This is a genomic window from Cupriavidus sp. C2SS-8b (genome assembly GCF_057073745.1).
The window spans coordinates 867,124-879,442 of the sequence record NZ_CP172717.1 but is presented as its reverse complement, the minus strand read 5'-3'; the positions used below and the strand labels follow the sequence as shown (position 1 = coordinate 879,442).

The window sequence follows — 12,319 nt, the reverse complement described above, 5'->3', positions numbered from 1 at the left end:
AATTTCGGCGCCGCCCCAAAGACAGCACCTGGGGCGTGCTTCGTGTGTTCAGCTACGGCCCGACGATCAGGTCGGGCCCGCATGACAGAGACGGTTACAACTGCGAGATCGTGGCGCGCGCCAGCCCACGCTGCTCCAGGAAGCCGAGCAGGTAGCGGTGCCCAAACGCTTTCGAGCCGGAGGCAAAGCCGACCTTGGCCGAATCGCCGTCAATAAGCTTGATGGCGCCGGCAGCCTGAATGGCCCCGGTTGCGATATACGGCGTAATGCCGTGCACCGTCGCCCGCACCGCCGCGAGCTGGCCGCGTCCGATGGCGAAATCCACGGTGCGATGCATCGAAGTGCGCTCGCGCGGCGGCATGGACGGCGTCACGGAATCGACGAGCTGCTTGAGCACGGCATCCTGCTGCTCGCGCGGCAGGTGCGCGTACTCCGCGTCCCACTTCTGGCCGAGCCCGTGCACCATCTGCATCGCGTTGCTGTCGTAAAAGCCCACACATGAGATGCAGCTACGCACACGCGCGTCATGCTCGAAGTACACCGGCAGCGACGTGCCACCCCACGGCAGCGCGAACACCGGCTGTACGAAATCAGGCGAGGCGACATTGAACGAAGCGTGCTTGTCATGCGGCACCAGCGCCTTTTCCCACAGATAGCTGGATTCCTGGCGATAGCTTTCAAAGATGGTGGCCGTGGAGCCCACGCTCACGCCGGCGCCCACTCCGCGCAGACCCCGCGCCAGGGTCGCCGTCTCCAGTGCATCGACGCCGGGCGTCTCAAGCGCCAGCTCGGCGGCAATTTCAGCGAACGTGTACATGTACGCGTTTGACGGCGACACCAGCAACCCGGCCTGACGGAACTGCTCGCCAAATTGGTCGCGCACCTGGCGGATGAACTGTTGCTCGCCGGTGGTATCGAGGTAATGGCACCCTGCCTTGAGCGCCGCTTCCACCCCAACCAGTCCGAAGTTGGAGAACGGCCCGACGGTGTTGCACACGACCTTCGCGCCTTGGAAGGCCTTCACGAGCGAATCCACGTTGTGTTCCGCTTCAAGGATTTCGTAGTTGGCCGACTCGAGGCGCACGACACGCTGCGCCATCATTTCCTTTGTCCGGCCTGCGTTGCGCGCCACAGCGGTAAACGGGATGTTCTGGTCGATCAGCCAGTCCATGATCAGCATGCCGGTGTAACCGCTTGCGCCATAGATGACGACAGGATGCTTTGCCATTGTTTGTCTCCTGATACTTCAGTTGTTAAGGGGTAGGGTTAGTCAAACGTGAGCCGATGCGGGGAGCTGCCTTGCGTGTCGCTCGGTCTACGCCTGTTCTCATCGTGGGTGACCAGGAGCGGCGATGCCCCTCTGCCCTCCAGGTCCGCCATTCGTTCTGCGCTTCTCATGCATTCATATTTGTAGGACGTTCATTCAAACATAGGACAAATTACAAATATGAGAACAACATGAAAAGGCAGCGATTCTCTTCTGCCCGATCTCTTGGTCTTGCGATCCGACTGCGTGCCTCTCTGCCCGGCAGCTTTCCTTCGATGGGCGACACGCCTCCAGCTGTCCGGAATGCGCTGGAATATCGTGGGGTGAGGGAAGCAACCCCCCTATCCCCAATCGGGGCCCATGATCATGCTTCTTCACACGTATCCATGACCTACATATTACGTGTTCGTGACCAAATAGTAGCGGTGCATTGACCTAATTTCAAGGTGATCGATGTTAGGGGAAACACCAACCCAACCCTGCGCAAACGATGTCGAATCGAGCCGGCCTCGCCGGCCATAGGGCCCGTTGTGCCGCGTCGGAAGCGCTTCCGGCGCCGGGACCGCCATGGATCGGCTGGAATCCATGGCTTGGGAGCATCAGATGAAGGCAAGGTGCGGCTCCAGATCCGTTGGAGCCGGGCACCGGAGTGCGAGTCGGCTACGCGAAAATTTGTTCAACAAGCATGCGCGCAAGCAAAGAAGAACTGCCACGGCGTCTCGACCTTCCGTCGGGATGACCTATAATGCAGACAATTTCGTGTGAGCTTCTGGAGAACCAACGTGCAACAGAGGGCGGTCAAGCAAGGGCTTCCTGACCATTTCGAGGTAGCAAAACCCGACATGCAGTCTGCAACGCAACGAAAACGGGAACTGCGCATCCGGGAGATTATTGATGCCGCCCGCCAGGTATTTCAGGATGATGGCTATGCCGGGTTCGCGACACGCCGCGTGGCGGATCGCGTTGGTATCACGCTTGGCAATCTCCAGTACTACTTCCGGACCAAAGAAGAACTGTTGCGCACAGCGCTCCTGGCCTATGTGAGCCAGGTGATAGAGGACTACACGGCGATCGCGAATCGCCCGGGAATTGGCGCTGCGCAACGTTGCACTGCTCTGATTAATCGTATTTTTCAGAACATCAACGAGACCGATTTACCAAAGTTCATGGTCGAGATCGAAGCTTTCTCTTCGCATGAACCCTATGCGGAGGAACTGCTGAACGATATGCAGGCACGGTTTCGCGGCATTTTTGCAAAGTTGCTGGCAGAACTCCACCCGGCGCTGACTAGCGAAGCGTGCCTGCTGCGCGCCGCCGTGATCGTCGCCCAGATGGAAGGTATGACGATGTTCGCCTCCCACGGCGATTACCCCGGAAGAGACTATGTCGAGTTCGTTCGCCTGGCGAAGCGCACCGTAAAAATGGTTGTGAGCGCTTCGACGCAGACCCTGGATAGCGAAGCGCCTCGTCGTCGTTCCCATCTTCGTGGTGCTCACGCCAGCAGACCGGCACAACTAGAGCTGCGGTCGCATCAATCGGCTCACAGCGCCCTCCCTTACCGGCCGACGGCTCAAGGGAAGCGCAGAGAACTCAAGATCAACGAGATCATTTCTACCGCCGCTAACCTGTTGGCCACGGAGGGTTATGCAAACTTCACCTTGGCGCGAGTGGCGAAAGAACTCGGGATGTTGCCGTCGGCTCTTCAGAACTACTTTCCGACCTATGATGACCTGCTTCGCACGACCATTGGCGCGCTGGGGCAGGCTTATCTGGACCGCTACACGGAAATTGGCAAGCCAAGCAGCAAACCGGAGCGGGAACGTCTGATTGAAATCGCCGCAGAAGTCTTCGAAGAAGCCTGTGACCCTGCGGTGTATCGACTCTGGGCAGAGATGTTTGCGCTGGCCCAGCATTCGGATATCACACGTGAAATTGTGCGAAGCGTCTATGCAGCCTACCGGGTAGGCTACGCTGATCTCATCCGGGAAATCGATTCCTCGGCGACCGCTCGTGAGTGCCTCGCTCGCGCGACACTCATCGCGGCACTGGTGGACGGTGCGTCGACGCTCAGGTTTGGTTCGCAGACACAACCTGTGAACCTGGACCGCGTATTCGAGCTGATCGTGGCGATGACGGCTCGGATCGCACATGGACAAGTTGCCATAAGCAGTCCGGCCCAAGATTGACTTCCAAATCACACCGACCAAGACTGGCCCTGATGGCCATTGAGGATGGGCACCATGGTGTTTCGCTGCTTCCTGTGCCTCATTGCGAGTCGAGCGCGAACCTCCGAGCGCCCGTCCCGCTTCTCATGCTTCTGTGCCTGACAGCCCAGACGAGCCCGCGCAGTGCTTGCTGGTCGGCCTGTTGAACGGCGGCTGTACATCGCTCCAGGACGTCTGGTTCCGGGAACAACATGAGCTCGGCCGCGCTCCCCAGTACCAACGCGATCTCGAAAGGCGATCCCGCGGCCAGCGCGTGCCTCAGAAGGGTCGACAAGCGGCGCTCGATGCCGGCGCCGTTTGCGGCATCCACGCGAATACGGGCGACCGAGGCGCGGATCCGGTGGAGCAGTTCGCTGGAGCCGGGGTGCCGCCCCCATGCGGCTGCACTCGCGCTGGAATTTGTCGTCATGGCTGCTTGTCAATGAGGAAACGTGCGTTTACCAGCGTGCTTCACGGATCCGGCCACACGTTAATTAGAACACGTTACAAAACATAGGTCATGTTGCCAAACATTAAGGCGAAGAAAAAGACAGGGTATTCCCTGTCTCTGTAAGTCCGCCGCGCGGCGTTTCGCCCTTCCTGCGGCTCGCTGCCACCGTCAGTTGACTTCGCCCCCCAGCACGAGACGATTGACTGTCGCCCGGAATGCGGCGTCGAGGCCGCGCGGGTAGTCGCGCTTGTGCCGTCCCGCGCCGAGTTGCAGCGCGAGGCCGTCAGCCAGGGCGATGAGCAGCGAGGCAGTGTGCAGGCTTTCGGTCATCTTGAATTTCGGATTCACGCCACGCACCAGTTCGGCAATGCCGCGCGTCAGCTTGTCATACCACTCGTCGAACATCCGCGCACACTCGGGATCGGTCGACGCCAGAGAAACGAAGTGCCACCACAGCGCCGAGTCCTTGGCATTTCTCGCATCGCTGAGCACCTTCTGCAGCAGTGCGTCGAGCGATTCGCGTGGCGAGGCGCCATTTTCCAGCGCGCGGTTCAGGTCCTCGATATAGCTGTCGATGATCGGCGCCATGACCGCCCGCAGCACGGCCTGTCTGGTCGGAAAGTAATACTGGAGGTTGCTGATGCTGATCCCGGCACCGAGGGCGACGGCGCGCAGCGAGAACTCCAGGCTGCCGCTTTCCAGCAGCAGCTTTCTGGCAACGCGGACGATGGCATTGCGCGTGCGCAAGCCTTGGGCCCGCAACCCTTCGGGAGCGGCTCGCGCAAGCGCCTCGCTCGAGGGTTGACGCTTCCTGGTGGTGCGCCGCGCAACAGGCGTCTTCGTTGTCTCCGTCATGTTTGTACACCTTGCCTAACGAAAGGCGTAATGATAGCGCGTCGCCGCGTTTGCACAACGCCACCTGACAACAACCTATTACGCCCGTACCGCGCTGATCTGCAGCATCGGCGCAATGTTCGTGTAGTTCGGCACGTCCGCAAGGATTGCGTTCGCGTGCGGCCCGAATGCAGACTGGAACGCGTCCACCGAGTCGAAATACATGTGCGCGGCGGCGCGGTAGGTCGGCGGCTGTCCGGGCGCGCCGCCGGCGAGCCCCTCCTCGACTTCGCTGCGCTTGCATGCGTCTCCCAGCAGACGCCGCACCATTGGCATATGCTCGTCCAGGTAATAGGCGAAGTTGAGAGTGCCGCCGTCGTGATTCGGGTAAAACACGCTGACTTTGATCATTGTTGTTGCTCCATTCAGGTAAAGATGGTCGTCGGCTAGCGGCTTGCAGCGACATCGCGTTCGGGCGAGACGCTCGCCAGGTACCGCACCACCGCGGGAACGTCGTCGCTCGATAATGTCGCGGCAATGCCGTTCATGGCGCCGGTCGGATCCTTGCGCGCGCCCGTTTTGAAGTCGGCAAGCTGCTTCGCAAGATAATCCGCCCCTTGCCCCACCAGACGCGGCGCCTGATCCTTGCCCATCAGCTTCTCGCCATGGCAAGCCTGGCAGCTCCGCGCCTGGACGAGGGCCCGCCCGCGTTGCTGCAGGTTCGCGTCGGCGGGAACGTCTTCATTCCGCGTCGGCACTTGCCGAGCGAAATAGGTGGCGAGTGCATCGATCTGCGCGTCGGACATCTCCTTGGCAATTGGCCCCATATATGGATTGGGCCGCTGGTCGTTGGCGAACGCATGCAACTGGGCTGCGAGGTATGCCTTCGGCTGGCCCGACAGCGCCGGATACCACGCGTTGAGCGATTGTCCGCGCGGACCATGGCAGACAAAACAGGTTTCGTGCGGCTGTGGCCACGAGCCCGCATTGGCCTTGTCGGTTTCACCAATCTGGGCCATGGCTTTTTCGTACTGCATGCCGTCCAGAATATCGCGTCCGTAAAGCGCGCCCGCGCCAACCGCTGCCGTAATCGCCACGATGGCGACGATGATCAGGATCCGCTTCATTTACGCCACCTTGCCTTGATGAGCCAGAGCGGCAAGCGCCTGCAACGCAGCCCGGTGGCCGGAGCGCACCGCGCCGTCCATCGAGCCGGCCCAGAGGTCGGCGGTTTCAGTGCCTGACCAGATCACCCGGCCGACCGACGGATGGAGGAATTGTCCCCACTTCGTCAGGAAGCCGGGTGGCAGCGGATGAATGCATTGCAGCGTCCACGGGTCGACCCTGCCCCAGTCATGGTCGTGGAACTGCTTCGGGTGCAGCGCCTTCTGCCCGAACGCCCTGGCATAGGTCGCCGACAGTGTCCGCTCCGCGGCTTTGGGGTCGCTGGGCAGCGACCCCGGCGACACGAACGCGCTGATGATGCCGACTGACAGGTCCGGAGGCGAGTTGTCGTAGGCCATGGAAACAGGGCCACCGACCTGGAAGATCTGGCCGTTCAGACCACCATCCCTCCAGAACGGCTTGTCATAGACGTGAACTGTCTTGCGCATCGGCGCGTTCGCGGGCCAACGCCGCTGCAAATGCGAGCGCCCTTCGGGCAGCGGGGGATCGTAGACAACCTGGTTGCACAGCGCCGGATTCATCGCAACAATGACGCGGCGTGCGCGCACCACACCCTGGTCGGTGTGGACTTCCACAACGTCACCATTCCAGCTTGCAATCTTGCGTACCGGACAGGACAACCTGACCTTGTCGCCAAGGTTCTTCGCCATCTTGATGCTGAGGATCTGCGAGCCACCGACGAAGCGTGTTTCCTGGGCGCCGCCCTTGGTGGATTCGAGCTGTTCCAGGCTGTTGCCTGCGCTGTTGATCATCGATAAATAGAACAGCAGCCCAAGCTGGGCCGGAGCGCCGCCCGTCGTCAGCTTCGCGGCCAGGCCCATGAAGTATCCATCCTCGTACTTCAACCCTTGTTTCAACAGCCAGTCACCATACGTCAGCTTGTCAAGCTCGGCCGCATCCTTCGCTTTCCACGGTGCGCCCGACGGCACACCGCGCGCCAGCTCAGCAAGCTTGGCGCCAATCGCTTCGTCGGTGCCAATGCCGCCATGAAAATCCTGCGCCACCCGGCTATCGCCGGCCAGCACCGTGGTCTTGCCCGCGTAGAAGGTCGGGAACGTATCGACTTCAAGCTCGCGCGCCAGATCGGCAATGGCCGTCTGGCCGGGGCCGATCCACTGGCCGCCCGCTTCGGAAATGACACGATTCCCGAGGTCATGGTTGTACGTACGCCCACCAACGCGGTTACGTGCCTCCAGAACGACGAACGATTCGCAACCCGCCCGCTTTAAATCGCGCGCGGCGGTCAGCCCCGCCAGGCCTGCGCCGATGATCGCGACGTCCAGCACGCCCCGATCCGCTGATGCCGTCGCGGACCCCTCTGCCATCACGACCTTTGCCGCGGCCAGCGACGCGGCGCCCACGGCTGCCATGCGCAGGAGTTGACGCCGGCCCGGTATCTCCGGTTGGCCTTCCGGCATCACGCTCGATGCCTCGCAGTTCTTCATTCCATTGTTCCTCGTCAAGCACGTTCAGTTCGACTGAATCGAACGCTCCATTAGTAGAACCAAACACCAAAGTTAGGTCAGTATGGCAAATATAGGGAATGAGAAAAAGACAGGGTATTCCCTGTCATGACTAGTCACAAGCGAAGAGGCGAGCACAAAGGATTCCTCCAACAATTTGCATTGCATCGGAAGGGAGCCAGCCACGCCTCGACTCCATTCCGGTTCGCGGCCGGGCTGGCCATCCCCCCACAGGGAAGACCCCAGTTTCTCTTTTTTCGTACTTTGTCATTATGACCTATCTTTGTCTTCCTGTTTGACAATGGAATTGCCAGAATTCGAGCCCTCACCGATGCCGGAGAGGGTCAAGTCGAGTCATTGGCGCCATCTTGTCGAACGAAGACATCCCGGCATTTGCCAGTTACCTCGTCAGGATGTCACCTGACCGCGGGGAGATCGGAGCTCGATAGGGTCCGACATCGCAGCAAGGGTCGTTGGCCAGATGCGCGGGTCAGACAGGAGATGGGATATGCGCGGATACACACCGTCCTGGCTGACCGCCGGCGTGGCGGCAGTCCTCACGCTTTGCATGGCGGCAGCCATGGGCGTGGCGCCGTACAGCGCCTACCACGACCCGGGTGCGCCACGCCGGCTGGATGCCATTCCAATGCCCGACGTACGCGACCAGCTCGAAAAGCTGGCGGATGCGGGTGCCACCTACATCCACGAGGAGCGCGTGCGGCGCGGCGACACGATCCCCACATTGCTCAGACGGCTCGGCGTGGAAGATCCCGACGCACAGCAGTTCATTGCCAGGGATGCGGCGGCGCACACCCTTTTCAACCTGCAGCCGGACGAGGTTGTCCAGGCAGAGGTCGACCAGGACAACCTGCTGGTCTCGTTGCGAGCGACCGTTGACGGCAACGCCACCGTTTCGCGCGAACTAGTGATCCGGCGGGCCGGCGGCTCGCAGAAGTCCGCCTTCGAGGCGAACTTGCAGGCTGTCAGGAACGAACTGCGTTACGAGATGCGTTCCGGCGCGATCACGGCGCGCGGATTCTTCAGGACAATGGACGCCACCAATGTGCCCGACGACATCGTACGGCAGTTGATCTCGATCTTCTCGGGCGTGGTCGACTTCCAGCACGACATCGTTCCGGGCGATCGCTTTCGCATTGTCTATGAAGCGGGATTCCGGGATGGCGCACTGGTGCGCAACGGCCGCGTCGTGGCAGTCGAACTCGTCAACCGCGCCCAGCTCTACCAGGCCTTGTGGTACGACGGCGCAGATGGCCGCAGCACCGGGGCCTACTACACTTTCGACGGACGGGGCATGGCGCGCCCGTTTCTCCGCTCTCCGGTTGAGTTCTCGCGCTTGTCGTCGGGCTTCGGCTGGCGCAACCACCCGCTGCACCACCAATGGATCCAGCACAAGGGCGTCGACTTTGCCGCGCCGACGGGAACTCGGGTCTTCGCCACAGCGGCCGGGACCGTCGACTTTGTCGGCCAGCAGACCGGTTATGGGAATATCGTCATCCTGAAGCATCCTGAAGGCTACTCGACGTACTACGCACATCTGTCGGGCTTCGCTGGCATCCAGACCGGCCAGCGCATCGCGCAGGGACAGCTGATCGCGTACGTCGGCCAGACCGGCTGGGCGACCGGTCCGCATCTGCACTACGAGCTTCGCTTCAACGACGTGCCGCAGAATCCGCTGAGCGTCATGCTGATGGAACCCGTCACGCTGACCGGGCGCGCCCGCCAGGGCTTCCTGCGCCAGGCGAGCGACGCGCTGAGCCGCATCCATATCCTGCGCGCCATGGAAGTGGCATCCAGCGTCGGCTGATCTGCACGAAGTGACGCACTACCAACTCGTCGGGTCGACCAGCGGCCTCCCCGCGCAGGCCGGTTTGCAGCGTCAGTAGCAGCGCGTATTCTTTCCTTGTGACGCGGATTCCGGCTGACCTGCCGTCGCTTCTTGCACGCAGACGCCAGACCGCCGACTGCGGGGGCAGAGCATGCGCAGGCAGACTCATGACGGAGCGGGAGAGGATGGTCCTTCCACGCTCGACTTCACGCAGGGCGAGCAGCACTTCAGGCTGATCGCCGACGGCATCCCGCACATGGTCATGACCGGTGATGCGCAGGGACACATCGATTACTGCAACCGTCGGTGGACCAGCTACACCGGCCTCAGTCTTGAGCAAACCCAGGCCGGCGCCTGGAGATCGGCCATCCACCCCGAGGATTTCGCACGCAATATCGTCCATTGGGAAGACGCAGTGGCGAGAGGCTGCGAGTACGAAATCGAATATCGCCTGAAACGGGCATGCGACGGCGCCTACCGCTGGCACCTCGAACGCGGGTCGCCACTGAAGGATGCTGACGGAAAGATCGTAAAGTGGATGGCATCCAGCACCGACATCGAAGCGCTGAAGCAGGCCCAGGCCGCTGCTGAAGGTGCCAACCATGCGAAGTCGGAGTTTCTATCCAGCATGAGCCATGAGTTGCGCAATCCCCTGAACGCCATCCTTGGCTTCGCGCAGCTGATGGCCTCCGAATCTCCGCCTCCGACTGCGTCTCAGCAGTCCAGCATCGACCAGATCCTGAAAGCGGGCTGGCATTTGCTGGAGCTCATCAACGAGGTTCTCGACCTGGCCAGGATAGAAGCCGGTCACGCGTCGCTTTCCCCGGAGCCGGTATCGGTTATCGACACCTTGCACGAGTGCCAGGCAATGCTTGAGCAGCAGGCACTGAAGCGCACGATCCGCATGCGGTTTCCTGCAGCCGAACCAGCCTGCTTCGTCCGTGCCGACCGGACCCGCCTGAAGCAGATCCTGCTCAACCTGCTTTCCAACGCTATCAAGTACAACCGGGACCAGGGCCTAGTCGATGTGCAGGTGGCGACCACCGACCATCGCGTAAGCGTCAGCGTCCATGACACAGGCGCAGGCTTGACACCGGAGCGGCTGGCCCAGCTATTCCAGCCGTTCAACCGCCTGGGGCATGAGGCGAGCTCCGTGGAGGGCACCGGGATCGGCCTCGTAGTGGCCAGGCGGCTGGCCGAGCTGATGGGAGGCACCATCGACGTCGAAAGCACGCCCGGCGTGGGCAGCGTGTTCCGGGTTGAACTGCCCGCTGCCGCCCCACCGGCAATGGCTGACGAGCACGCGGAAACGGCCGCGCCCGTTCGGTCGTCAATCGAAGCCCCGTCCACGGTGCACACCCTGCTGTATGTGGAAGACAACCCCGCCAACCTCAAGCTCCTTGAGCAACTAGTCGCTCGCCGGGTAGATGTGCATTTGCTGTCCGCGGCTACAGGGACACTCGGCGTCGAGCTCGCGCGCACGGCTCTGCCTGAGGTGATCGTGATGGACATCCATCTGCCCGACATCAACGGCATCGAAGCGCTGCGGCGCCTGCGCGACGACCCGCAGACGATGCATATTCCGGTCATCGCCCTCAGTGCCAACGCGATGCCGCGCGACATCGAACGGGGCATGAAGGCAGGATTCTTCCGGTACCTGACCAAGCCAATCAGGATCCAGGAGTTCACGGACGCACTGGATGCGGCGCTCGAACGGCCTCGAACAGACTTGCCATGATCCAGACAACGGACATCCTGGCGGCGAGAATCCTGGTCGTTGACGATCTGGAGGCCAACGTCCTGCTGCTCGAAAGGATGCTGCGCGCGGCGGGCTACACTTGTGTCGAGTCAACCACCGATCCACGCACGGTCAGCGAGCTTCACAGCAGGAATCACTATGACCTGATCGTGCTGGATCTCCAGATGCCTGGCATGGACGGGTTCGAGGTCATGGAGCATCTCAAGGCCATCCAGCCGAACAACTACCTTCCGGTAATCGTCATCACCGCCCAGCCCGCTCACAATCTGCGGGCACTGCGGGCTGGCGCAAAGGACTTCATCAGCAAGCCGTTCGATCTCGGCGAGGTACTGATGCGAGTTCAGAACATGCTGGAGGTGCGGCTGCTGCACAGGGAGTCCTTGCAGCATGGCAAGGAACTCGAGCGCAAGGTATGTGAACTGGAAGCGAGCCGGGAAACGATCGTTCGCCAGAGTGATGAACTCAGGGGCCTCTACGAAAAGCTCGTTCGCGAGCAACAGGTCACGGAACGGCTGCTCCTCAACGTGCTGCCATCGCCCATCGCCGAACGCCTGAAGCTGCGAACCGATCTCATCGCAGCCGGCCCACCGGAAATCATCGCCGACAGGTTCGACGAAGTCTCGGTGCTGTTTGCCGACCTTGTCCAGTTCACCCGCTTCTCTCCCGGTCTGAGCCCCGAAGGACTGGTGGCGGTACTCAACGAGATTTTTGCTCACTTTGACGATATCGCCGACGACCGCGGGCTCGAAAAGATCAAAACGATCGGCGACGCCTATATGGCAGCCGCTGGCCTGCCCGTTCCTGCTGCCGACCACGCAGCCAGGGCCGCTCATATGGCACTGGACATGATGGAATTCCTGCGCCGGTTCAACGAGCGATGCGGCTACGGCTTGCAACTGCGGGTTGGCATCCACAGCGGCGCGGTCGTTGCCGGTGTCATCGGTCGACGGAAATTCATCTATGACCTGTGGGGCGAAACCGTCAATATTGCGAGCCGGATGGAGTCCCACGGTATTGCCGGCCGGGTTCAGATAACGGATGCCACTCGGCAACGGCTTGGAAATCCGTTCCTGCTGGAAGCGCGCGGGCCCATTAACGCGAAGGGCATCGGCGAGCTACGTACGTGGCTTGTCGCCGGACGAACCCCTGACGCCTCCCGGTAATCGCATGCTGGCCGCGGCGCCACTAAAGTTGATGGGCGATTTTTTTATCCATCACAGATTTCCGGAGAAAACCGATGAGCCGATGGCCGAGTCCGGCCGAGGCTGTGTGAAAACGCTTTGATTGCCTAGACTAGATCAACGTTTGGC

General features: G+C 61.4%; 10 protein-coding genes. 4 read left to right on the top strand and 6 right to left on the bottom strand.

Going from position 1 to position 12,319, the window contains the following annotated elements:
• Nucleotides 1-94: 94 nt before the first annotated feature.
• Complete coding sequence (locus tag ACIGJB_RS20970; protein WP_483734211.1) at nt 95-1,228, bottom strand: saccharopine dehydrogenase family protein; 1,134 nt, start codon at nt 1,226-1,228, stop codon at nt 95-97.
• 821 nt (nt 1,229-2,049) lie between these two features.
• On the opposite strand from ACIGJB_RS20970, the gene ACIGJB_RS20965 reads away from it, so the two are divergent.
• Entirely contained in the window at nt 2,050-3,453 is a 1,404-nt protein-coding gene (locus ACIGJB_RS20965) for a TetR/AcrR family transcriptional regulator (protein WP_483734210.1), read from the top strand.
• 79 nt (nt 3,454-3,532) lie between these two features.
• On the opposite strand, the gene ACIGJB_RS20960 is transcribed toward ACIGJB_RS20965, so the two are convergent.
• The 5 genes from ACIGJB_RS20960 to ACIGJB_RS20940 all read right to left on the bottom strand — a co-directional run bounded on the left by ACIGJB_RS20960 (nt 3,533) and on the right by ACIGJB_RS20940 (nt 7,359).
• A complete protein-coding gene (locus tag ACIGJB_RS20960; RefSeq protein ID WP_483734209.1) occupies nt 3,533-3,901 on the bottom strand; it encodes a hypothetical protein in 369 nt (122 codons plus the stop codon).
• Between the two features lie 189 nt (nt 3,902-4,090).
• Nucleotides 4,091-4,777 (bottom strand): TetR/AcrR family transcriptional regulator, encoded by a 687-nt coding sequence (locus tag ACIGJB_RS20955; RefSeq protein ID WP_483734208.1) that lies wholly within the window; start codon nt 4,775-4,777, stop codon nt 4,091-4,093.
• 78 nt (nt 4,778-4,855) lie between these two features.
• The gene (locus tag ACIGJB_RS20950; RefSeq protein ID WP_483734207.1) at nt 4,856-5,167 is read right to left on the bottom strand and encodes an EthD family reductase; all 312 of its coding nucleotides are present in this window, start codon (nt 5,165-5,167) and stop codon (nt 4,856-4,858) included.
• Nucleotides 5,168-5,202: 35 nt separating this feature from the next.
• Complete coding sequence (locus tag ACIGJB_RS20945) at nt 5,203-5,883, bottom strand: c-type cytochrome (protein ID WP_483734206.1); 681 nt, start codon at nt 5,881-5,883, stop codon at nt 5,203-5,205.
• Nucleotides 5,884-7,359, bottom strand: a complete 1,476-nt coding sequence (locus tag ACIGJB_RS20940) for a flavin monoamine oxidase family protein (RefSeq protein ID WP_483734742.1) — start codon at nt 7,357-7,359, stop codon at nt 5,884-5,886.
• Nucleotides 7,360-7,912: 553 nt separating this feature from the next.
• Between ACIGJB_RS20940 and ACIGJB_RS20935 the strand changes: the two genes are divergently transcribed.
• The 3 genes from ACIGJB_RS20935 (at nt 7,913) to ACIGJB_RS20925 (ending at nt 12,172) form a co-directional block, all read left to right on the top strand.
• Nucleotides 7,913-9,229, top strand: coding sequence for a M23 family metallopeptidase (locus tag ACIGJB_RS20935; RefSeq protein WP_483734205.1), 1,317 nt, complete (start codon nt 7,913-7,915; stop codon nt 9,227-9,229).
• Nucleotides 9,230-9,401: 172 nt separating this feature from the next.
• Complete coding sequence (locus ACIGJB_RS20930; protein ID WP_483734204.1) at nt 9,402-10,988, top strand: ATP-binding response regulator; 1,587 nt, start codon at nt 9,402-9,404, stop codon at nt 10,986-10,988.
• Entirely contained in the window at nt 10,985-12,172 is a 1,188-nt protein-coding gene (locus ACIGJB_RS20925) for an adenylate/guanylate cyclase domain-containing protein (protein ID WP_483734203.1), read from the top strand. Before ACIGJB_RS20930 ends, ACIGJB_RS20925 begins: the two co-directional genes overlap by 4 nt.
• The last annotated feature ends 147 nt before the right edge of the window (nt 12,173-12,319 follow it).